Annotated in this window: 21 protein-coding genes and 1 pseudogene; 8 read left to right on the forward strand and 14 right to left on the reverse strand. The window is 69.5% G+C overall.

Annotated elements, in window-relative coordinates:
* Positions 1 to 47: 47 nt before the first annotated feature.
* From BMZ82_RS31130 to BMZ82_RS31140, 3 genes are read right to left on the reverse strand one after another with little or no spacing between them, the layout of a single operon-like run.
* Positions 48 to 881 carry a carbohydrate ABC transporter permease gene (locus tag BMZ82_RS31130; protein ID WP_093780744.1) on the reverse strand — a complete coding sequence of 278 codons (834 nt, stop codon included), beginning with the start codon at positions 879 to 881 and terminating at the stop codon, positions 48 to 50.
* Positions 878 to 1,933, reverse strand: coding sequence for a carbohydrate ABC transporter permease (locus BMZ82_RS31135; RefSeq protein ID WP_256252209.1), 1,056 nt, complete (start codon positions 1,931 to 1,933; stop codon positions 878 to 880). Before BMZ82_RS31135 ends, BMZ82_RS31130 begins: the two co-directional genes overlap by 4 nt.
* A gap of 11 nt (positions 1,934 to 1,944) precedes the next feature.
* Positions 1,945 to 3,243 carry an ABC transporter substrate-binding protein gene (locus BMZ82_RS31140; RefSeq protein WP_093780745.1) on the reverse strand — a complete coding sequence of 433 codons (1,299 nt, stop codon included), beginning with the start codon at positions 3,241 to 3,243 and terminating at the stop codon, positions 1,945 to 1,947.
* Positions 3,244 to 3,611: 368 nt separating this feature from the next.
* Between BMZ82_RS31140 and BMZ82_RS31145 the strand changes: the two genes are divergently transcribed.
* Positions 3,612 to 4,691: a LacI family DNA-binding transcriptional regulator gene (locus BMZ82_RS31145; RefSeq protein WP_371271332.1), complete on the forward strand. Its 1,080-nt coding sequence runs from the start codon at positions 3,612 to 3,614 to the stop codon at positions 4,689 to 4,691.
* A gap of 170 nt (positions 4,692 to 4,861) precedes the next feature.
* Here BMZ82_RS31145 and BMZ82_RS31150 read toward each other — a convergent pair whose 3' ends face one another.
* The 5 genes from BMZ82_RS31150 to BMZ82_RS31170 form a co-directional block, all read right to left on the reverse strand.
* Positions 4,862 to 5,734 carry a recombinase family protein gene (locus tag BMZ82_RS31150; protein ID WP_218159067.1) on the reverse strand — a complete coding sequence of 291 codons (873 nt, stop codon included), beginning with the start codon at positions 5,732 to 5,734 and terminating at the stop codon, positions 4,862 to 4,864.
* A gap of 172 nt (positions 5,735 to 5,906) precedes the next feature.
* Positions 5,907 to 6,707 (reverse strand): S8 family serine peptidase, encoded by an 801-nt coding sequence (locus BMZ82_RS42555; protein ID WP_305729221.1) that lies wholly within the window; start codon positions 6,705 to 6,707, stop codon positions 5,907 to 5,909.
* Positions 6,708 to 6,845: 138 nt separating this feature from the next.
* On the reverse strand, positions 6,846 to 7,871 hold the full coding sequence (locus tag BMZ82_RS31160; RefSeq protein WP_093780747.1) for an ABC transporter: 1,026 nt from the start codon (positions 7,869 to 7,871) through the stop codon (positions 6,846 to 6,848).
* Entirely contained in the window at positions 7,868 to 8,812 is a 945-nt protein-coding gene (locus tag BMZ82_RS31165) for an ABC transporter ATP-binding protein (RefSeq protein ID WP_093780748.1), read from the reverse strand. Before BMZ82_RS31165 ends, BMZ82_RS31160 begins: the two co-directional genes overlap by 4 nt.
* 32 nt (positions 8,813 to 8,844) lie before the next feature.
* Positions 8,845 to 9,261: a GntR family transcriptional regulator gene (locus BMZ82_RS31170; protein ID WP_371271333.1), complete on the reverse strand. Its 417-nt coding sequence runs from the start codon at positions 9,259 to 9,261 to the stop codon at positions 8,845 to 8,847.
* 236 nt (positions 9,262 to 9,497) lie between these two features.
* On the opposite strand from BMZ82_RS31170, the gene BMZ82_RS31175 reads away from it, so the two are divergent.
* Positions 9,498 to 10,619, forward strand: a complete 1,122-nt coding sequence (locus tag BMZ82_RS31175) for a ferritin-like domain-containing protein (RefSeq protein ID WP_093780764.1) — start codon at positions 9,498 to 9,500, stop codon at positions 10,617 to 10,619.
* Between the two features lie 38 nt (positions 10,620 to 10,657).
* Here BMZ82_RS31175 and BMZ82_RS31180 read toward each other — a convergent pair whose 3' ends face one another.
* Both BMZ82_RS31180 and BMZ82_RS31185 read right to left on the reverse strand, forming a co-directional pair.
* Entirely contained in the window at positions 10,658 to 11,251 is a 594-nt protein-coding gene (locus BMZ82_RS31180) for a Uma2 family endonuclease (RefSeq protein WP_093780750.1), read from the reverse strand.
* A gap of 85 nt (positions 11,252 to 11,336) precedes the next feature.
* On the reverse strand, positions 11,337 to 12,224 hold the full coding sequence (locus BMZ82_RS31185; protein WP_093780751.1) for a helix-turn-helix domain-containing protein: 888 nt from the start codon (positions 12,222 to 12,224) through the stop codon (positions 11,337 to 11,339).
* A 372-nt stretch (positions 12,225 to 12,596) separates the two neighbouring features.
* Between BMZ82_RS31185 and BMZ82_RS31190 the strand changes: the two genes are divergently transcribed.
* On the forward strand, positions 12,597 to 12,968 hold the full coding sequence (locus tag BMZ82_RS31190; RefSeq protein ID WP_256252210.1) for a hypothetical protein: 372 nt from the start codon (positions 12,597 to 12,599) through the stop codon (positions 12,966 to 12,968).
* Positions 12,969 to 12,976: 8 nt separating this feature from the next.
* On the opposite strand, the gene BMZ82_RS31195 is transcribed toward BMZ82_RS31190, so the two are convergent.
* Entirely contained in the window at positions 12,977 to 13,774 is a 798-nt protein-coding gene (locus tag BMZ82_RS31195; RefSeq protein WP_093780752.1) for an alpha/beta fold hydrolase, read from the reverse strand.
* Positions 13,775 to 13,945: 171 nt separating this feature from the next.
* On the opposite strand from BMZ82_RS31195, the gene BMZ82_RS31200 reads away from it, so the two are divergent.
* The gene (locus tag BMZ82_RS31200; RefSeq protein WP_093780753.1) at positions 13,946 to 15,082 is read left to right on the forward strand and encodes a polyprenyl synthetase family protein; all 1,137 of its coding nucleotides are present in this window, start codon (positions 13,946 to 13,948) and stop codon (positions 15,080 to 15,082) included.
* 49 nt (positions 15,083 to 15,131) lie between these two features.
* On the opposite strand, the gene BMZ82_RS31205 is transcribed toward BMZ82_RS31200, so the two are convergent.
* Both BMZ82_RS31205 and BMZ82_RS31210 read right to left on the reverse strand, forming a co-directional pair.
* Positions 15,132 to 16,688 carry a DEAD/DEAH box helicase gene (locus BMZ82_RS31205; RefSeq protein WP_093780754.1) on the reverse strand — a complete coding sequence of 519 codons (1,557 nt, stop codon included), beginning with the start codon at positions 16,686 to 16,688 and terminating at the stop codon, positions 15,132 to 15,134.
* A gap of 162 nt (positions 16,689 to 16,850) precedes the next feature.
* On the reverse strand, positions 16,851 to 17,054 hold the full coding sequence (locus BMZ82_RS31210) for a cold-shock protein (RefSeq protein WP_031482971.1): 204 nt from the start codon (positions 17,052 to 17,054) through the stop codon (positions 16,851 to 16,853).
* 342 nt (positions 17,055 to 17,396) lie between these two features.
* Here BMZ82_RS31210 and BMZ82_RS31215 point away from each other — a divergent pair, with 342 nt between their 5' ends.
* Positions 17,397 to 17,759 carry a DUF952 domain-containing protein gene (locus tag BMZ82_RS31215; protein WP_093780755.1) on the forward strand — a complete coding sequence of 121 codons (363 nt, stop codon included), beginning with the start codon at positions 17,397 to 17,399 and terminating at the stop codon, positions 17,757 to 17,759.
* A 66-nt stretch (positions 17,760 to 17,825) separates the two neighbouring features.
* Here BMZ82_RS31215 and BMZ82_RS31220 read toward each other — a convergent pair whose 3' ends face one another.
* Entirely contained in the window at positions 17,826 to 18,281 is a 456-nt protein-coding gene (locus BMZ82_RS31220) for a tellurite resistance TerB family protein (RefSeq protein WP_093780756.1), read from the reverse strand.
* Between the two features lie 99 nt (positions 18,282 to 18,380).
* Here BMZ82_RS31220 and BMZ82_RS40985 point away from each other — a divergent pair, with 99 nt between their 5' ends.
* The 3 genes and pseudogenes from BMZ82_RS40985 to BMZ82_RS31230 all read left to right on the forward strand — a co-directional run.
* Entirely contained in the window at positions 18,381 to 18,677 is a 297-nt protein-coding gene (locus BMZ82_RS40985; protein ID WP_177244744.1) for a hypothetical protein, read from the forward strand.
* A 9-nt stretch (positions 18,678 to 18,686) separates the two neighbouring features.
* A complete protein-coding gene (locus tag BMZ82_RS40990; protein ID WP_177244745.1) occupies positions 18,687 to 18,911 on the forward strand; it encodes a hypothetical protein in 225 nt (74 codons plus the stop codon).
* 633 nt (positions 18,912 to 19,544) lie between these two features.
* Positions 19,545 to 20,453, forward strand: a pseudogene (locus BMZ82_RS31230) (CBM35 domain-containing protein); the annotation flags it as partial.
* Positions 20,454 to 20,540 lie beyond the last annotated feature (87 nt).

Raw genomic sequence — 20,540 nt, forward strand, 5'->3', positions numbered from 1 at the left:
GAAGGGTCCTTTGAGAGTGGGGGAAGGTGCGGTGCGGCGGTCAGGAGTTACTTGGCCGCGCCCGCGGTGAGTCCGGCGACGATGCGGCGCTGGAAGACGAGCACCATGATCACCAGGGGGACGGTGACGAGGACGCCCGCGGCCATCTGGCTGCCGAACGGGATGTCGAACTGGGTGGCGCCGGTGAACTTGGAGATGGCGACCGGCGCGGTCTGGATACTGGGCCGGTTCGTCATCGACAGGGCGATGAGGAACTCGTTCCAGGCGGCGATGAAGGCGATGATCGCTGTGGTGAAGATGCCCGGTGCGGCGAGCGGGATGATGACCTTGCGGAACGCCTGGCCTCGGGTGCAGCCGTCGATCATCGCGGCCTCTTCGAGCTCGTCGGGCATCTGCTTGAAGAACGTGGTCAGGTTCCACACCGCCAGCGGCAGCACGAACGACATGCTGGGCACGATCATCGCCTGGTAGGTGTTGATCCAGCCGATGTCGGTGAACAGCTTCAGCAGCGGGACCACGATCGAGACGACCGGGAACATCGAGGTGGCGATGATCAGGGTGAGGATCAGCCGCTTGAAGCGGAAGTTCAGCCGGGCCATCGCGTAGGCGGTGAACGTGGCCAGCAGCAGCGCCAGCACGGTGGTGATGCCGGAGACGATCAGGCTGTTGAGCAGCGCGCGGCCGAATCCCTGAGAGGGGCTGAAGACCGCCCGGTAGTTCTCGAACGACACCGAGGTCGGCAGGAGCGAGGTGTCGAAGATGTCGGAGCTGCTGCGCAGGCTGGAGATGAGCATCCAGTAGAAGGGGGCCAGGCAGTAGGCCACCACTCCGGCAACGCCCAGGTAGAGCAGCCAGGTTCGCCATTTCGCGGTCGACGTCATGCCGGCACCTCCGCGCTCTTGGGCGCCGGGGTGCGCCGGAGCCTGTTCTTGCGCTTTGGCCCGGCCGAGCCGCCCACGTCTCCGACGAGGTCTGTACCGAGGAGCCGGACGAAGCCGAGCGCGATGAGGAAGACGTAGACGAACAGGAGTACCGCGTAGGCGGCGGCCGGTCCGAAGCGGATGTTGGACGCCTCGTTCTGGGCGAGCATGGAGAGGGTTTCCACGGAGTTCTTCTGGGCGCCGATGAGGAGGTAGGGCAGGTCGAACATGCGCAGTGCGTCGAGGCAGCGGAAGAGCACGGCGACCAGCAGGGCGGGTTTGACGAGGGGCAGGGTGATCCGCCAGAACTGGGCGAGTGGTCCGGCCCCGTCGAGCCGGGCCGCCTCGTAGACCTCCTTCGGGATGACCTGCAGCCCGGCCAGGACCAGCAGCCCGATGAAGGGGGAGGTCTTCCAGACCTCGGCGATGATGACGGCGACCTTGGCGTGGAAGCCCTCGGTGGTCCACAGGACCTGGTGGCCGATGAGGGCGTTGGCGATGCCGTCGCTGTTGAAGATCCACCGCCACAGCAGGCCGGAGATGGCCGTGGGCACCGCCCAGGGGATCAGGATGCTCGCGCGGATCAGGGCCCGGCCGCTGAACGCCTTGTGCATGATCAGCGCCATCGCGACACCGATCAGGGTCTCCAGGCCCACCGTGACGACGGTGAAGAAGGTGGTGTTCCAGAACGCGTTCCAGAACCGGTCGCCGGCCTGGCCGAAGATGTCGGCGTAGTTCTGCAGCCCGACGAACGGCTCGGTGTCGCTGATGAAGCCGGTCTTCGGGTCCAGGCCCTTGGCCCCGTACAGCGACTCTCTGATCGCCATGATGGTGGGGTAGAGGACGACGACGGTGAGCACCAGGAGGGTCGGCGACACCAGCAGTGCCGCCGTCCGTCCCGAAGCCGCGGTCGCCCAGGCCCGCTTGCTTCCCTTCACCGGCGCGGGGCTCTTCCCGGCAGGGCTGCCGGTCGGGTCCGCGCCGGTACCGGGTGGGATCTTGGTGTCGACCACGGCTTTCCTCCTCACTGAGCTGCGGACTTCTGCAGCTCGTCCTGCAGGTCCTTCAGCGCCTGCGCGCTGGACTTGTCACCGCTCAGGGCCGCGTACGCCTCCTGCTGGATCGCGGAGGACGCGTCGCCGTACTGCACCACGCGCGGGCGGGGCACGGCGCCCAGGATCGACTTCTTCAGCACCGGCAGGTACGGGTACTGCTTGACCAGTGCCTGGTCGTCGTAGAGGGCCGCGTAGGGCGGGGCCATGGAGGCGTCCTTGAGGAACGTGGTCGCGGTGTCCTGGCTGGTGAAGAACTTCATGAAGTCCAGTGCCGTGGCCTTGTTCTTGGCGAAGGAGGACAGGGCCACGTTGTGGCCGCCCAGGCTGGAGGAGCCGGCGCCGGTCAGGCCGGGCAGCGGCGCGACCGCGAACTTGCCCTTGACCTTGCTCTTCTGGGCCAGCGAGTACACGTACGGCCAGTTCCGCAGGAAGACGAGCTTGCCGGACTGGAACGCCTGGCGGCCTTCCTCCTCCTGGTAGGTGATGGCTTCCTTGGGGATCGTGCCGTCCTTGAAGGAGTCGACGAGGAAGTCCAGGCCCTTCGTCGCCTCGGGGGTGTCGACGTTCGGCTTGCCGGCGGCGTCGGTGATGACGCCGCCGGCGGAGTTCACGGCCTCGGCGAAGTTGACGGTGAGGCCCTCGTACTTCTGGAACTGGCCCGCGTAGCAGTCCATGTCCTTGGCCTCGGGCAGCTTCTCGACCTTGGCGCAGGCGGCCTTCATCTCCGCCCACGTCGTCGGCGCGGCGGTGACGCCCGCCTTTTTCAGCAGGTCGGAGCGGTAGTACAGCACGCCGCCGTCCGAGCTGGCCGGGACCGCGTACAGGCTGTCGCGGTACTGGCCCGTCTCCACGGTCGGCTTGAGCATCTTGTCCAGCGGGAACTGCGCGGCGGGCAGTTGGTCGATCCATTGGTGGGCGGCGAACTCCGAGGTCCACACCACGTCCAGGGAGAGCACCGTGTACGCGTCGGATTTCGTCTCGGCGTTCTGGATCATCTGCTGGCGCTGCTGGTTCACGTCCGCAGGCAGCTGGACGAAGGTGACCTTCTCCTTCGGGTGCTGCTCGTTCCAGCTGTCGATGACCTTCTGGACCACGCCGGAGCTGTCCTTGGCGGCCGCGTAGGTGATCGGGCCGCGGCCCGAGAACGACGGGCTCTTCGACTCCCCGGGCGAGCTGCCGCTGTCGGAGGAGCCGCAGGCGGTGAGGACAAGCCCGGCGGCGACGAGCACGGCCGAGCACTGAAGGACTCTGGTGGTTCTGGCGTTCACTGTCTCTCCTGGACGTGCGGAACCGAAGTCTCGGCGTGGTCGCCCTGTAGGGAGAAGCTACCGAGATGACTCTGGGATGTCTCCGTTACGAGACTGTGCTGTCACGGCGTCGTGTGGATCGAAAGCGCAGGTCAAGGCAACCAATGAATGAGCTACGGCGACTGCTTGGCCTCCGCTGAGACAACGCTTGCACCGTAGGAGTGCACCTGGCGGAAGTCAATGCGTAACGCTGCGGTAGCACGGATGATTTAGGCGACCGATACCGTCCATGAGTGGGTTGTAACAGGCATTTTTCCCGCTGAGTGAAAGCGTGACAGCGCTGTCACGAAGGCTCCTGCCGAGTGCTCGAACTGTGCTAACTTCCGCTCATGTCACCAGCTCAGCGGCACCCCACGTTGGCCGACGTCGCCGAACGGGCAGGGGTCTCTCCCTCCACCGTCTCGCGCACGATGCGCGGCCTGACCTCGGTCTCACCCGAGGTCCGTGCCCGGGTGGAGCGAGCGGCCCGTGAGCTGAACTTCGCGATCTCGCGACAAGCGTCGAGCCTGGTCACCGGCCGGACCGGTGTCATGGCAGTACTCGTGCCCACGCTCGACTCCTGGTTCATGGGCGCGGCGCTGTCCAGCCTTGGCCCGCTGCTGCGCCGGGCCGGCATGGAGCTGACCGTGTACGTCGTCCCGGACCTGGACGAACGGGCCGCGTTCTTCGAACGCCTGCCGGCCCGCCGCAACGCGGACGCGCTGCTCGTGTTCTGCTTCGACCTCACCAGCGAGGAGACCACCCGGCTGGACGACCTCGGCATGCCGGTCATCTACATCAGCCAGCACGTCGAAGGCCGACCCAGCGTCTACGTCGACGACGTCGCCGGCGCCTGCAAGGCCACCCGCCACCTGATCAACCTCGGACACCGCCGGATCGCCTTCGCCCACACCACCAACGCCCGCGGCTTCAGCTTCAGCTCACGCGAGCGCCTCCTCGGCTACCAGCAGGCGCTCACCGAGGCGGGCATCCCCCTGGACGACGACCTGATCGTCACCACCCCGCCCCGCGACAAACGCGGCACCACGCAGGCCGTCGGCAACCTGCTGAGCCTGCGCGAACCCCCCACCGCGATCTTCGCCGAACAGGACGAACTCGCCGCCTCCCTCATCCTGAGCCTGCGCACCGTACAGATCGAGGTGCCCGAACGAATCTCCGTCCTCGGCTTCGACGACCAGCTGATGGCCGAATGGCTCGACCTGTCCACCGTGGCCCAGTCACCCGCGGACATGGGCCGGGCCGCGGCCGAACTGGCCCTGGAACTCATCAACGACCCCGGGGCGGACCGCGAACAGCACATCGTCCTGCCCACACACCTGATCCTGCGGGGGACCGCGGCCCCGCCGCAGAGCCCTCAGGGGGAGCAGGAGATCAGCGGGCAGCCGAGCGGAACCGCTCGCCCCATCTGAACTGGCCAGCTATCCCGCATCAAACGCAACGCCGCCCCACGTCGCCCAACCCGTCAGCAGATACATGAACATCAACACGGACAAAGGAAAGGCCAACGGGCCTCCGTCGCGGTTCAGTGTGCCCCAGTAGTCCTCGCCGAAAAGTCAACGGTAAGGGCCAAAGCCGCATTTCAGCGGGCGCATTCCGTCGCGGCCAGCTTCTCATCGTGCTCGCGCAGCATCCGCATGACGGTCGCGGGTGAGGGGTGCTGGCCCTTTTTTGCGCCAGCGGTGATGACGAGCCGCTTGGCGATGTCGCGCAGGCTCATCTCCTGGTCGCGCAGGTGCAGGGCCATGGACAGCATGTCGTCGTCGGTGACCCCGGCGCCGCCGATGGCCTTGCCGCGCTTCCGCGCGCTCTCGTGGCCTTCGAGGGTGCGGTCGCGGATGTACTCGCGCTCCATGCCGGACATGACCGCGAGCACGGTGAACACGATGCCGGACGGGTCGTGCGAGCCCTTGAGTTCTCCGGTGAGGAACTCCAGGCCGACGTCGCTCGCTTTCAGCTCCTCGGCGAGCATGGCGAGTTCGATGCCGCGGCCGAGCCGCTTGTGCTCGTGGACGACGAGGGTGACGGCGACGCCGGAGGAGCGGATCTCCCCGGCGAGCGTCACGGCGGCCTCCAGCTCGGGGCGCCGAGTGGCACGGGTGGAGATCTTCTCCGAGAAGACCCGGGTGACCCCGGCCTCGCTGAGCGAGTCGAGTTGTGCGTCGAGGGACTGCCGGGCGGTCGAGGCGCGGGCGTAGCCAAGGCGGACGTGTCCGACCGGTTCGGCGCCGGCGCGTACCGGTCGGGGCAGCTCGGTCCACGCCGAGCCCGGCTTGCGTACGGCGGGGGTCGGGACGCTGAGGGCCTTGGCGAGTTGGGGAACGAGGCGGAAGCGGGCGGTGTGGTACTGGATGGCTACCTTGCTCTTGCTGGTCCGGCACGGGGACCCCGCGGGGGCGGCGCAGGTGGACATCGGGCAGTCGTGCAATTCCACGCGCTTGAAGTCGTCGCTCACAGCTCCGGACTGTTCCATGAGGGTGTTTCAGGCGTCCAGTCGTTTGCAACAACGCATGAAACATGATCGCCGCAGGTGGACCGCCGGAGGATCGCCTGTTTCGTGAGCGACCACCTATGAAACAACCCCAGTGTCCGCGTTCTCTTCGCGTCGGCGGACGTCCTCGCCACGCCTACGACACCGATTCGCGCCCGTGACCTACCTGGCCGCCGGGTGGCACGTTTCGCTCGTATTCCGGCCCCACCCCTATCCGGTCCTTCAGGTCCGGGTGCGTGGCGTCGATGCCGGTGTCGAGGACGGCGACCTTGACGCCCTTGCCGTCGTATCCGGCCGCCCAGGCCGCGGGCGCGCCGATCTGCGGCACGCTCCGGTCCAGGGTCGCCTTCACCCGGCCGTCCAGCCAGATCTTCCGGACCTTCGCCGCGCCGGGGCCGCTGGTGAGGGTCTCCCACAGGTCCGATCCCTCGGACTTACGGGCCCGTACGGCATCGCCGTTGATGCTCGGCAGGTCCCGCCGGACGGTCGCGCCCGAACCGCGGAACGTACTCGCCGGCACGGACGTTCCCTTGTCGTAGGTGACGATCAGCGGCAGGTCGGCGCGGCGGGCGTCGTCGTACCGCGAACTCACCAGTTGCGTCACGTCGAACAGCCGCCGGTCGGCGGTCCCGTTCGCGAGCAGCGGTTCGGCGTCGCGCGGGACGACGTACGCGTGGCCGGCGGCCTGCTGGACACGGAACGCCATGCCCTTACGGCCCTCGGCGGCCGTCACACCGGTGACCTTGCCCTTGGCGTCGAGGGTCACCCGGTCACCGGTGACGAGGGTGACGGTCCGTGCGGAAGAACCGGCGCCGGTGGCAGTGCCGGTAGGCGGCTCGGGGGTCTCTGCGGCGGCGGGTGTGGCCGCCAACAGACCGGCGCCGAGCGCGGCGACCAGGACGGCCGCGAGCGGGGCGGTGAGCTTGTGGGACGTCAACTCAGGCCTTTCATAACGCTTCTGAGGCAGCATCAGGGCGCGGCGGAGCGACGACGGACGGCCGCTCGGCCGCGTACTGGTGACAGAAGAATCCAGAGAAAGAGGGGAGAGAAGAAGGGAGAGAGAGGGGGCGGCGGCTCAGACGAGGCGCTTGCGGCCCCAGAGGATGACGAACGCCGTGAGGGCCGCGGTCAGGGCCAGCAGGATCGACGCGCCGAACCACTGCATCGCGTTCATCTGGGAGATCGGGAGGTACTCGACCGACCAGCCGACGACGTGTGCCTTGTCCAGGCAGGCGGCGGTGGCCTGGTCCGTCGCCTCGTTGCAACTGCCCCAGCCGATGAGGTCGCCGGACGCGGTGAGGTACGACTGGTCCAGGGTGACGGCGCTGTCGGGGATGGCCGGGAAGGAGCCGTCCGCCACCCCGTTGTGGGTGTTCATCACCAGGCTGTCGCCGAGGGACAGCCGGAAGTGCGACCAGACCACCTGTACGACGATGGCGAAGCCGAGGGTGACGACCATGGCCATCAGGGTGCGGCGCAGCAGCATGCCGATCGCCACGCCGCCGACGACGGTGAGCAGGGTGAGCGCCGTGGGCACCGGTCCGGTGTTGTCGAATACGGCGGCGTCGGTCCAGAGCGCGATGTTGGGCGTCGGCTTGATGGGCGCCCACCACCAGGTGGACGCGGCGGAGAGCGCCGCGGTGCACACGCCGACCACGAGCACGGTCACCCCGAGCTTGGTGGCGAGCCAGCGGACGCGGCTGGTGGACTGCGCGTTGACCAGCTTCGCGGTGCCGCTCTCCAGATCACCGGCGAGCAGCGGCGCGCCCAGGAAGAGCCCGACCAGGACGGGTACGACCCCGAGTGCCTGGGAGAACACCTCGATCGGCTTCCGGTCGAACTTGTTCTCCCAGCCCGACTTCAGATGCGGGTAGCCGTGCGCCTCCAGGTACGTCATCATCTGCCCGCGCTCGAACACCATCACGGCGACGGCGACGGCGGCGACGGCCAGCAGGGTCCAGTAGGCGGCGCGGTGCTGACGCCAGACGAGCCAGTTCACACCGCTGAGCCGAAGGCCACGGCCACGACCGGCGCCGGTGCGGGCGGAGCCGGGGGCGGCGGAGGTGCTGTCGCTGTTGCCGGTGCTGGTCATCGTGCTCATGCGGCCACCGCCTGCGGGTCGACGTAGGAACTGGGACCGATCAGCGGCGGCGCTTCGGGCGAGCGCAGGTAGGAGAGCAGGAGTTCCTCCAGGTTCGGGGTGCTCGCCTGCCAGGGGCCGGTGGCCGGCCCGTCGGGGCGGACCAGCGAGGTGAACTGCCGTCCGCTGATACGGGTTTCGACCACCGTGTGGTACGCCAGCTCCGGCGGCGTCTGCCCGTCGGTGTGGACGCCGGTCAACACGGCGTGGGAGGTGCGGAGTTCGTCGACCTCACCGGCCAGCCGCAGCCCGCCGCCCGCGATGACCAGCAGGTAGTCGCAGGTGTTCTCCAGCTCGGCGAGCATGTGCGTGGACATCAGCACGGTGGTGCCGCGCTCGGCGGCCTCGGCCAGCAGCGTGCCCATCAACTCGTGGCGCACCAGCGGGTCGAGGTCCGACATCGGCTCGTCGAGGAGCAGCAGGTCGGGGCGCTTGCCGAAGGAGACGGCGAAGGCGACCCGGGTGCGCTGGCCGCCGGAGAGGGTGCCGATCTTCGCATCGAAGGGCACATTGCCCGCGCGGACGATGTCCTCGGCGGCCCGCTGGTCCCAGCCGGGGTTCAACTCGCGGCCCATGCGCAGCGTCTCGGCGACGGTGAAGCGCCGAAACAGCGGCTTCTCCTGGGCGAGGAACGCGGTGCGCCGGGTGGCCTCCGCGGACTCGGGGGCCGCGCCGAACACCCGCAGGGAGCCGGTGGTCGGCTCCAGCAGGTTGGCGGCGATGGCCATCAGCGTGGTCTTGCCGGCCCCGTTGGGACCCACCAGACCGCAGATCCGCCCGGCCGGCAGCCGGAAGGAGCAGTCCCGCAGCGCCCAGCCCCGGCGGTACTTCCGGCCGAGCCCGCGGGCTTCTATGGCGGACGTGTTCGCCGGCCCCCCGTGCCCCGTCTCGTAACTCATCATGCGCTTCCCCTAGTTGGTGCGGTCATTGCGGTTCACGTGTGTTCGGCGGCGGGCCTGGTCCCGGCGTACCGCTCCTCCATCACCGACGTGACCAGCGCGCTCACGTCGTCCTGCTCGAGACCCGCCTCGCGGGCCCGGTCCATCCAGGCCTCCAGCTCCCCGCGCAGCGGCGAATCCGCCGCCGCCTGCGGACGGGCCAGCGACTGACGTACGAAGGTCCCGAGCCCCGGCCGCGCTTCGACCAGGCCCTCCCGCTCCAGTTCCCGGTACGCCTTGAGCGTGGTGTTCGGGTTGACCGAGGAGGTCTGCGCGACCGCCTTGGCCGTGGGCAACTGATCCCCTGGCACGAGGACGCCGAGCCGCAGCGCCTGCTTGGTCTGCTGAACGATCTGCTGATAGGCGGCGACCCCGCTCCGCCTGTCGATGCGGAACTCCAACCCCTTCACCATCATTTCACTAGTCGACTAGTGGATTGATGATGGAGCACGGATCGCGAACATGTCAAAGCCCACAGGTCGGGACGCTGCCGTCCGCGCCGGAGGCGTGCGCCCACCGGGTGGGTGAACCACGCGGGCGTGCGCTCGGATGTCGTACGCCGATTCGGCTCGTCGCCCGATGGTGAGGGCTCCGACCCCCCGTGACCCCCCGTGGTTCACCGATCGAAGGAGGCAGAGCCGTGACCACCATGGAGCTCGACTACAGCAGCAACGGGATCGTCCGGTTGCTGGAGACGCCCGTGCGGGACCGTTCGCTGTCGTGGCTGAAGACCGCGTTGCAGCAGGCGGTCATGCTCGAACTCGCCACGCTGCCGCCGTACTTGTGCGGCTGGTGGTCGCTGGACGACGACTCGGAGTCGGGGCAGGCCGTGAGCGCGGCCATCAGGGAGATCATCTTCGACGAGATGTCCCACCTCGGGCACGTCTGCAACCTGCTCACCACGATCGGCGGCAGCCCGCGCATCGGCGACCCGGGTGTGGTGGCGCCGTACCCGTGTCCGCTGCCCGGCGGCATCAAGCCGAAGATCAACGAAGACCTGAAGGTCTACCTCGGCGGCCTGACGACGGACTCCGTCGAGATGTACTCGCAGATCGAGGCCCCGGAGGAGCCGCTCGCCAGGTTCGCGGCCGCCGCGGGCGACGCCGGCGACGCCGAGACCTTCCCGTCGATCGGACGCTTCTACACGGCGATCCAGGAGGCCTTCCGGCAGCACCAGGGCGAGATCAAGGGGACGCGCCAGATCACCCGGAACATGGAGGGGCACGGGCAGGGCAACAGCCTCTTCGCGATCCGTACGCTCGCCGACGCCGAGGCGGCGATCACGATCATCAAGGAGCAGGGCGAGGGCACCGACAAGACCCCGGACAACACGTTCCCGGGACACAAGGGCGAACTGTCCCACTACTACGTGTTCCGCGAGATCTTCAAGGGCCACAAGCTCGTCAAGGTCCAGGAAGACCCGCCGAAGTGGGACTTCACGGGCGCGAAGATCCCGCTGCCCAAGGCCCGCCCGATGGGCAAGGTGCCGCTCGGCGGCTGGGCGACGGACAAGACCACGGCCCCCAAGGACCCGGAGGTGAAGGCCGCCCTGACCGCGTTCAACCAATCCTTCAGCGACATGCTGCGCTCACTGGAGAAGGCCTGGCAGATGGACACCCAGGAAGCCGCCGACCCCCACCTGCGCGAGGCGATCCGCGTCCACATGCGAGCCCTCGAAACCCCGGCATCCACCCTGATGACCAAACCCCTCCCCAACGACCCCCAGCACACCTACGGCCCGGAGTTCCTGTTCGTCCCACCGAAGGCGTAACCCTCGGGACCGGGGCCCGTGGCGGCGGCTTCGGCTGATCAGGGGGCGTAACGAGGAAGGTTCTCGGTCGAGATCGTCCAGTCGCCGATGGTGACGTCCTCGCCGTAGACGAAGTCCTTGCGGGTCGCGTAGCGAGGGCCGTCGGGGGTGGAGTGGATGTCGGTGAGGACGGCGCCCGTACCGGTACGGGGGTCGAAGACGGCGTAGACGCGGATGCCCATCAGGGGGTAGTCACGCATCTTGGTGACCCAGTCGTTGTCAGGGTTGGAGCGGGAGACGACCTCGACGGCGGCGATGAGCGTACGGGGGTCGAAGGAACCCGGGACGTCCATGTCGGCCAGGGCGATCACCATGACGTCGGGGCGGCGCATGATGCCTTCGGCCTCGTCCTCGACGTCAAGCTCGCCGGTGTGGGCCACGATCTCTTCCGGCATCACCTTCTCGAGGCGCTTCCGAAGATGCACGGTGGTCAGCTCGTGCGGACCGACGGGCGCTGTCAGGTCGTGAACGATCCCTTCCTTGGGGACCTCGAGTTTGCCGGGCAGCGTGTCGTCCGTGGACTGCACGAAGTCCCGCATGGCCCGGTATCGGTGGGAGGCGCCCTGCTGAGCGTTGTCCGGGGCGATGGTCATGGCGCTCGCTCCTCGTCGTCTGTGCCCAGAGGCAAGGATCGGGATCGTCACGCTCATGCTCGGCGGGCTAGGCGGGCTAGGCGGGCTAGGCGGGCTCGGCGGGCTCAGGGGGGATGGGGCGTTTGGTTCGGCAGTCGAAGCAGCGGCCGTTCGCGGGTCCTCGGAAGCCTCGGTCGCAGCCGTCGCAGTTGCGGACCTGGTGCCGGACGGCCGGTGGTGGAGCGGGGGCGGCGCGGAAGGGTGGTGGTGGCGGAAGCTGTGCCTGGAGCCGGTGGGCCAGGAGTGCGGCGGGGCGGCGGGGGCCCTCGGGCGGGAGATCGGCGATGAGGGCTTGGCGTACGGCGGTGGGGGAGACGTCGCGCTCCAGCCAGGCGGCGACGCCGGGGGCGAGGTGGGCGGTGTCGCAGGCGGAGAGGAGGAGACGGGGGTCGTGCCGGCGGAGGTCGGCGAGCAGGTCGGTGGCCTGCTGGAGGAGGGCGGGGCCGCGGTGGGCGGGCTGGGGGACGGCGGGGAGCGGCTTGCGAGGTGTCGGCCGTTTCCGCGGCGGGGCGGGCTGCTCGTCGTCGGCGGGTCGGCTGCGGTGGCCGGGGCGGTTGCAGGAGACCGTGCGGGTGACGATGCGGCCGTCGGGGACGCGTTCGCGTTCGCGGCGCAGGTAGCCGTGGGTTTCCAGTTCGCGTAACGCGGCGGCGATCCGGGTCGCGCCCTCGGGGAAGCGGGCGGCGAGGGACTTGATGTCGACGCGGACACCCGACGGCAGCGACTGGATGTGCGCGCCGAGACCGATCGCGAGGAGGCTCAGCTCCGCGTGCTGGGTGAGGTGGTTGCCGATCACCGTGAAGCGGGCGGAGTGACGGGCGTTGTCGTGGACCAGGCCACCGAATCCGGAGCGGGGATGCCGCCGGTTCGGGTGGTTGTTGGCGGCAAAGCGGGACTCGGCGGGCGGGGGCGCGCTAGGGTTTTTCGTGTCCATCGGGAAATGGGTCTTCCTGTGTGGGCAGCCATCCGGGAAGTTGGGTTCTTCCTCGGTGGTCAGGCCCTCGCCATTGGGATGCCAGTCCCGGCGGGGGCCGTCGTATGTCTGCCGTCCGGTGGTGGTGGTGCTGCGCTGAGCGTAAGGCAGGCAACCGGTGCCAAATCCAGCCGAGTTGGGCATATTCACTCGGGGGAGTGAGTTTGCGCGACGGGGCGGGAGGGGTGGGGTTTGGTGGGGTTCTTTCTCACCGGTTCTTGCTTGAAAAAAGACCGCCCGTGCCACCGGAGCACGAGGAATCGGGTTCCGGTGGAGCTCCGGTGAGAGCTCCGGTGCTGTGACAGGCCTGTGACCGGAGGAGTGGCTTCCGTCATGGTCGGGTGGTCGTCGGGCTGGTGGGGTGAGCGGATGCGTCTCGCCCTCTCCGTCCTGCGGAGTTACCTGCCGCCGTTGCTGGCGCACCTGCTGATCGGGCTGCCGACGGCCGTCGTCGTGGGCTGCGCGCGGTGGTACGTCGCCTACGGGCACTGCGGCTCCGCCGACCTCGACCGCCGCGACCTGGACCACTGCACGTACGACCAGATCGAGAGCAGCGCGTTCGTGCTGGTCTTCCTCGTCGTGTTCGCGGTGCTCGTCGCCCTGCTGCTCGTCCTCTACGACGGGCTCCGCCCGCTCAGGCCACGGCTGCTGACCCTGCCCGCGATCCTGCTGCCGTACGCCGCCTACGCGGCGAGCGGTGGGTGACCGGGCCGTCAGCGGTGCTGCGGCGCGGTGGTGAGGAAGTCCAGGACGAGCGGGCTCGCGACGGTGCGGAACTCCTCGAAGTACGCGTGCCGGGCCCCGGGGATCAGGTGGAGCCGGGCGCCGGGGATGCGGTCGGCGAGCAGGGGCGCGTTGGCGGTGGGGTTGAGGAGGTCGTCGGTGCCGTGCACGACCAGTGTGGGGGCGCCGATGTCGGGCAGGAGGGCCCACGCGTCGTGCCGGTTACTGGCCGCCAGGTGGCGACGCTGGGCGTAGCCGGGCATGTCCGGGTCGCCGAGCGTGCGGTAGGGGCCGGGGTGGGCCGCCAGCCAGGCCGGGGTGTACATCAGGTCGAGCAGCGCCTGTCGCGCCGCCCCCGGTTGCTGCTGCACCAGCGACTTCCGTACGTCGTTGTGGCGTTCGACGGCGTGCGGGCCGCCGGGCGACGTACAGCCGAGCACCAGCGCACGCACCCGGTGCGGATGCCGCGCCGCGAGCTGCTGGGCCACGCGTCCGCCCATGGACGTGCCGTAGACGTCGGCCCGGTCGACACCGAGCTCGTCCAGCACCGCGACCACGTCCTGCGCGAAGCCCTCGGTGCTGTAGGGCAGGTCGGGCTTGTCGCTCTCGCCCGTACCGCGGTAGTCGAGGGTGAGCGTGCTGCGGTCGGCGTGGAAGTCGTCGCGGACCCCGTCCCACCAGTGGTGGTTGTTCGCCTGGCCCGCCAGCAGCACGAGCAGCGGTCCCGCGCCCGCGCCCTGGACCTGGTAGGCGATACGGACTCCGTCAGGCGCTGTCGCGTGCTGCATCGGTCGTTCACTCCTGCACTTCGGGACTTCGGACTTCTGGGCTTCTGGACTTCTGGTCGGCGGGCTCGGGCGAGTGTAGTGACGCCGTGAGGAAGTACGGTCGTCCGATCGTCGCCCTCGCCCCCGTTTCCGCCCCCGTCCCCGTCCCCGCCTTGAACAGGAGCCTTGCCCATGCCCCACACCGCCGCCGGCCCCGTGACCGCCGGCCCCGGCGAGCGGCTGCGTGAGCGGATCGCCGGATACGAGCGCCGGTTCCGTACCCTCTTCGAGGAGTACTTCGACGCCCTGGCCGCCGGTGCCCTCGACGCGCCGTCGTTCAGCCGCTTCACCCCGGAGTGCCTCGCCCTGCTGCGCGACCTGTCCCTGCGCGGCGGCAAGCGGATGCGCGTGGTGCTCCTGAACGAGGCCGCCCGCCTGGTCACGGACGAGCCCGTCGCCGGGCTGGACTCCGCCGCGCTGAGCATCGAACTGCTCCAGACCCACGGCCTGGTCCACGACGACCTCATCGACGACAGCGCCACCCGCCGGGGCGGCCCGTCCACGTACTACGCCTACCGGGAGAAGTTCCCGCACGACCGTCAGGCGGCGATCGGCCTCACCGTCCTCGCGGGCGACCTCGCGCTGGCCCTGTCCCTGCGGGCCCTCCTCGACGCCCCGCTGCCGCTCGCGCTGCGCCAGGCCATGGTCGAGGTGCAGACGCGGGCGGCGACGGACACGTTCGTCGGCCAGATCGTCGACCTGGAACGCGACTTCACGCCCGCCGTCCCGGACGAGGACGTCCTGCACGGCGTCGCCGACTACAAGTCCGCCCGCTACTCACTGCTCGCGCCCCTGCGCCTGGGCCTGCTGGCCGCAGGCGCCCAACCGGCCGACTACGACGACGAGTTGCGCCGCTACGCCCAACTGGTGGGAATCTGCGGCCAGATGCGCGACGACTACCTCGACCTGTTCGGAGACACGGCCACCCTGGGCAAGCCGACCGGCACCGATCTCCGTGACGGGAAGCGCAGTTACACCGTCGCCGCCCTGCTGTCCGCCGTCGCCGACAGCGGCAGCAGTGGCAACAGCGGCAGCGACCGGGCGGTCGTGGAGTCCGCGCTCGGCGACGCCTCCGGTACGCCGGAGACGGTCGCCGCCGTCCGCGAGATCGCCGAACGCCTCGGCGTGCCCGACCGGTTGCGGGCGGACATGCGCCGCCACGCGGAACAGGCGTCCCGAGTGGCCGCCGCCTGGCGCCCCCGCTGGCGCGACGAGGCGGTCACCTTCTTCGAGCAGCTACCGGGATGGAGCATCGAACGAACCCGGTGAATGAGCCCGGTGAACGGGCCCATTGGATGAGCCCGTTGGACGAGCCGGGTCAGCGGCTGTTGCCGCCGCCGCCTCCGTTGCCGCCCCCGTTGCCCTTCGCGGGAGCGCGGCGGCGTCCCTGGGCGGCGGGGCGACCGCCACCGGCGGCGGGTCGGCCGCCCTGGCCACCGCCCTGGCCGCCGGCCGGACGGCCGCGTCGGGCGCGCGGGGCGGAACCCGAGCGCTCGGCACGCTTCTCCGCGGCGGGCGGCGGGGTCAGCACGACGGGCACGCCCGACGGCGCCTGCGCCCCGGTGATACGGCTCAACTCGGCCTCGCCGGAGCGGACCCGGGTGGTCTGCGGCGTGATGCCGGCGTCGGCCATCAGCCGCGTCACCTCGCGCCGCTGGTGCGGCAGGACCAGCGTGACGACCGTGCCGGACTCGCCGGCGCGAGCGGTACGGCCGCCCCGGTGCAGGTAGTCCTTGTGGTCGCCCGGCGGGTCGACGTTGACGACGAGGTCGAGGTTGTCGACGTGGATGCCACGGGCCGCGACGTTCGTCGCCACCAGCACCGTCACATGGCCGTCCTTGAACTGGGCCAGCGTGCGCGTGCGCTGGTTCTGCGACTTGCCGCCGTGCAGCGACGCCGCGCGCACCCCGACCGCCAGCAGCTTCTTCGCCAGCCGGTCCGCCGCGTGCTTGGTGTCGAGGAACATGATCACGCGGCCGTCGCGGGCGGCGATCTCCGTCGTCGTGGCGTGCTTGTCCTCGTCCTCGACGTGCAGCACGTGGTGCTCCATCGTCGTCACCGCGCCCGCGGACGGGTCGACGGAGTGCACGACCGGGTCGTGCAGGTAGTTGCGCACCAGCCGGTCGACGTTACGGTCCAGGGTCGCCGAGAACAGCATGCGCTGGCCGTCCGGACGCACCTGGTCGAGGAGCTGCGTCACCTGCGGCATGAAGCCCATGTCGGCCATCTGGTCGGCCTCGTCGAGGACGGTGATGGCGACCCGGTCGAGCCGGCAGTCGTCCCGGTCGATGAGGTCCTTGAGCCGGCCGGGCGTGGCCACGACCACCTCGGCGCCGCCGCGCAGCGCGCTCGCCTGCCGGCCGATCGACAGACCGCCGACCACCGTGGCGATCCGCAGCCGCAGGGCGCGGGCGTAGGGGGTGAGGGCGTCGTTGACCTGCTGGGCCAGTTCGCGGGTGGGTACGAGGACCAGGGCCAGCGGCTGACGGGGCTCGGCCCGCTGCCCGTCCATCCGGGCCAGCATCGCGAGACCGAACGCGAGGGTCTTGCCGGACCCCGTACGGCCACGGCCCAGGACGTCCCGGCCGGCCAGCGAGTTCGGCAGCGTCGCGGCCTGGATCGGGAACGGGGTGGTGACGCCTTCGGCGCCGAGGGCGGTCAACAGCCGCTCGGGCATGTCGAGTTCGGTGAACGCCTCGACCGGCGGCAGCCCCGGGGTGAGGGTGACGGGGAGGGCGAACTCACCGCCGGACGCGGCGGGACGACTCCCGCGTCCGCTCCGCCCGGCCTTGGACGAACCGGCCGGACCGGCCGAACGGGAGGGGGCGCCGCCACCGCCACCACGGCGGGAGCGGACAGAGCTGTTGCGGTTCATTCGGAACCTTCCTCGATGCGGCACGTATCGAGGAATTCCTCCCGATATGAGGATTCACAAGAATGAGCCGAAGAAAATACATCAAATACAACGACGTGAGCCGGGGCTCGCACTACGAGAGTGCGAGCCCCGGCCACGTGGTACGCGTAGGTCGCGTCAGCTTCAGGCGGGAACGATGTTCTCGGCCTGCGGGCCCTTCTGGCCCTGCGTGACGTCGAAGGTAACCTTCTGGCCTTCCTGAAGCTCGCGGAAGCCCTGGGTGGCGATGTTCGAGTAGTGGGCGAAAACGTCGGGGCCGCCACCCTCCTGCTCGATGAAGCCGAAGCCCTTTTCCGCGTTGAACCACTTCACGGTGCCAGATGCCATATTGATCTCCCTTGGGGCAGTGCCCGGTGTCCGCACCTTGCGGAACCGGCGTCGCAGGATCAGAAAGCCCCGGAAACAAAAAGAGTGCCCGTCGACGGAAGGTCGAAGAGCACTCACAAGCCTCTGGTAACCGAAACTGCCACTTTTATCACGGTAGCACAGGTCGGAGCGAAGGGCCCGCGTAGACCCCACGGAGTGTCCGAAAAATGTCCGAGGAGCGCCCCGGACAACCCCTGAAGCCGTCCCCGAGCCGCCCCCGGGCACCCTCGGACATCCACACCCAACCCGTGGGCCTGCCCCCAGGCCCACGGGGCGGCCTGCCTGGAGTTGTATAACCTGATCATGATTTATCACGTCGTACCGCTCGACGAGTGGAGCACCGGCCCCGACCGCCCCTACGCGCCCGCCTCCCTCGCCGAGGACGGATTCGTGCACTGCTCGCCCGACGAGGAGACCACCCTCGCCGTCGTCAACGCCTTCTACCGGGACGCGCCGCGTCCGCTCCTGGCGCTCGTCCTCGACGAGAACCGCCTCGCCGCGAGATGCGAGTGGGAGGCGGCCGCCCCGACGCCGCCCCCCGGCGTCGCCGCGACCACCCTGTTCCCCCACGTTTTCGGCCCGCTCGACCGCGACGCCGTCACCCACGTCCTCAAGGTCACCTGGAACGAACAGGGCCGGGCGACGGGCCTGACGGCCGCCGACTGACGTGCGCACCCGTCGGACGGTGCGCACCCGTCGGACGGTGCGCATCGGTCGGACGGTGGGCAGCGGTCAGAGGTCGAACTCGTGGGGCGGCAGGTCGAGGGTGAAGCACGCCTCGCGGACGATGCCCTGCTCGGTCTTGTCGAAGTCGCCGTCCGCGCCGCCGATGACGATGCCGATCTGGATGACGGCCCGTGCCTCGGCCGGCTTCTTCTTCGCCTTGGCGATCTCCTGCAACACGCTGACCTTGCCGAAGTCGAAGTCGGCGGTCAGCTTGTCGAGGTTGGCGTCGAAACGGCGCTGAAGGTCCGTCGCGTCGAAGTTCTGAAGGACCTCGTTGGTGGCGATCAACTGCGCCACCCGGCGGCGCTCGGCCGGGTCGATGGTGCCGTCCGCCGCCGCGACCAGGGCGCACATCGCCATGCTCGCGTCGCGGAAGGCACCGCTCTTGAGGTCGTTCTTCTTCGACACGAGCTGGGTCTGCATCGTCGACGCGGACTCCTTGACGCGGTCCCACAGGGCCATGAGAACTCCAGAAGGTCGGTTCGGACATCTACAGCAACGTAGAAACTAACAGTCGCCTCGATAAGTTCCGCTGAACAACCGAACAACGTAGGAGTCGAGTTGACCGGGGATGAGCCGGACGCTCCCGGTCAGCTAACGCAGAGCAGACCCAGCACGCAGAGCCCCGACGGCGAGGTCGCCTCGTCGGCCGGCGGGCTCGTCGGAGACGTCGACGACGTCCCCGAGTCCGACCCCGAGGTAGACCCCGAGTCCGACCCTGACCCTGACGTCGTGCCGTCGCTCGAGGAGGGGTCCGGGGTGGGCGACTGCTGCTCGGTCGTACCCGTCGTACCCGTCGTACCCGTCGTACCCGTCGTACCCGTTGTGTCCGTGGGGATGGTCACCGACCCGCTGTAGGGGGAGGTGTTGGCCTGCTGGCCGGGGACCGACGGTGCCGTCGAGGGGGACGTGGGCGGCGTCGGGGAAGAGGCCAGGGAGTTCGTCTGGGTGTGGGCCCGTGACTGCGACGGGACGGTGTGGGCCGGTACGGCCCGGTGCGCGTCCGAACCGGTCACCGCCGGGCGGGTGTACTCCGACGCCGGTTCCTCGCCACCCGACGTGGTCGGCAGCTCGGGCGCGGTGGCCGCCTGAGTCCGGTCGCCGCCCTGGCGGTCCAGCATCGAGACGGTCAGGCCACCTCCGACGAGTGCGACCGCCGTCGCGACCACGGCTCGCCGCTGGTTCTTCTTCCACCGGGCCAACTGCCGCCGCCGAGCCGCCCGCCCTTCCGGCATCGGAAGCGGCACGGGTGCCCCGCTCTCACCCGAAGCCACGTCGACGACCGGAGCCGCGTCCTCGACATCCGGGACGGGTGTGATGACCGACGTGGTGGTCAGCGGGATGACCGGAGCGATGTCAGGTGCGTAGGCCCCGCATCCAGGGCACACGAGGGCCCCGTTGAGATGCCGGCGACACGTGGAGCAGTAGTCCATCTGCGGTCTTCCTACGCGGGGATCCGATGGCGGGCAACGCTAACGACTCGTTCGAAAGCTTGTGTGGAGTCTGTGTGGTGCTCCTGCACGGATCCCTTGAGGGGATGGGGTACACGCAGGGTCCGGGCGAGATCCAGGCCAAGGACCGCCCACCTCCGCGTCCACCTACGTGAACGGAAATCAAGTACGCGTCTATTGACGCGCTCAGGGCGACCCCCTAGCTTCCGGGAGAAAGCGCTTTCCGCACCTCTGGCAGACGACCCGCACCGTCCTGGAGAGGGAGAGACCAACGATGCGTCACCTGAGACACGTCCTGGCAAGCACGGCCTTGCTGGCAGGCACCCTGACGACACTGTCCGCCACCGCCCCCGCGTCCGCGACGACCGAGCCCGGACAGGCCGCCGCTGTCACGACCACCCGCTACGAGGCCGAGACCGCCCCGGCGGTCTGCACCGGCACCCTCGACTCCGACTGGACCGGCTACTCCGGCACCGGTTTCTGCAACGGCACCAACGCGACCAGCGGCGCTGCCCAGTTCACCGTGAACGCGGCCACCGCCGGCCAGGCGACCCTGAACGTCCGCTTCGCCAACGGTGCCACCGCGGCGCGCCCCGCGTCGCTCGTCGTCAACGGTACGACGGTGCAGACGCCGTCCTTCGAGGCCACCGGCGCCTGGTCGACGTGGGCCACCAAGACGCTCACCGTGACGCTGAACGCGGGCAGCAACACCGTCCGCCTCAACCCCACCACCGCGGACGGCCTGCCCAACGTCGACTACGTCGAGGCCACCACCGCCGACAGCACCACACCCCCCGCCACCGGCGCGCTCTACGTCTCGCCGAGCGGCACGGACGGCGCGGCCGGCACCCAGTCCGCGCCGACCACCCTCACCTCGGCGCTCAGCCGGGTCGCCGCGGGCGGCACGATCTACCTGCGCGGCGGGACGTACGCGTACGCCTCGACGGTCACCATCCCGGCGACCAGCAACGGCACTTCGGCCGCCCGCACCACCCTGTCCGCCTACCCCGGCGAGACGCCCGTCCTCAACTTCGCGGCGCAGAGCGAGAGTTCGTCGAACCGGGGGCTGCAACTCTTCGGCTCGTACTGGCATGTCTACGGCCTCGTCGTCGAACGCGCCGGTGACAACGGGATCTACGTCGGCGGCAGCGACAACGTCATCGAGCGCACGATCACCCGCTACCGGGGTTCATTCGCAGTGCATCGGGCTTCAGCCCGGTGGTGAAGCGAATCTGATGGTGGCGACGCGGAGCGTCGCCGCGTCTTGTCC

Source organism: Streptomyces sp. yr375, from assembly GCF_900110755.1.
GTDB lineage: Bacteria > Actinomycetota > Actinomycetes > Streptomycetales > Streptomycetaceae > Streptomyces.

Coding starts and splice junctions, on each gene's coding strand:
- BMZ82_RS31170 (WP_371271333.1), bottom strand. CDS start 9,261: ATGGTGAAGGGGTTGGAGTTCCGCATCGACAGGCGGAGCGGGGTCGCC.
- BMZ82_RS31175 (WP_093780764.1), top strand. CDS start 9,498: ATGGAGCTCGACTACAGCAGCAACGGGATCGTCCGGTTGCTGGAGACG.
- BMZ82_RS31130 (WP_093780744.1), bottom strand. CDS start 881: ATGACGTCGACCGCGAAATGGCGAACCTGGCTGCTCTACCTGGGCGTT.
- BMZ82_RS31160 (WP_093780747.1), bottom strand. CDS start 7,871: ATGAGCACGATGACCAGCACCGGCAACAGCGACAGCACCTCCGCCGCC.
- BMZ82_RS31205 (WP_093780754.1), bottom strand. CDS start 16,688: ATGAACCGCAACAGCTCTGTCCGCTCCCGCCGTGGTGGCGGTGGCGGC.
- BMZ82_RS31185 (WP_093780751.1), bottom strand. CDS start 12,224: ATGGACACGAAAAACCCTAGCGCGCCCCCGCCCGCCGAGTCCCGCTTT.
- BMZ82_RS31190 (WP_256252210.1), top strand. CDS start 12,597: ATGGTCGGGTGGTCGTCGGGCTGGTGGGGTGAGCGGATGCGTCTCGCC.
- BMZ82_RS31210 (WP_031482971.1), bottom strand. CDS start 17,054: ATGGCATCTGGCACCGTGAAGTGGTTCAACGCGGAAAAGGGCTTCGGC.
- BMZ82_RS31215 (WP_093780755.1), top strand. CDS start 17,397: ATGATTTATCACGTCGTACCGCTCGACGAGTGGAGCACCGGCCCCGAC.
- BMZ82_RS31145 (WP_371271332.1), top strand. CDS start 3,612: ATGTCACCAGCTCAGCGGCACCCCACGTTGGCCGACGTCGCCGAACGG.
- BMZ82_RS31165 (WP_093780748.1), bottom strand. CDS start 8,812: ATGATGAGTTACGAGACGGGGCACGGGGGGCCGGCGAACACGTCCGCC.
- BMZ82_RS31195 (WP_093780752.1), bottom strand. CDS start 13,774: ATGCAGCACGCGACAGCGCCTGACGGAGTCCGTATCGCCTACCAGGTC.
- BMZ82_RS31220 (WP_093780756.1), bottom strand. CDS start 18,281: ATGGCCCTGTGGGACCGCGTCAAGGAGTCCGCGTCGACGATGCAGACC.
- BMZ82_RS31180 (WP_093780750.1), bottom strand. CDS start 11,251: ATGACCATCGCCCCGGACAACGCTCAGCAGGGCGCCTCCCACCGATAC.
- BMZ82_RS31200 (WP_093780753.1), top strand. CDS start 13,946: ATGCCCCACACCGCCGCCGGCCCCGTGACCGCCGGCCCCGGCGAGCGG.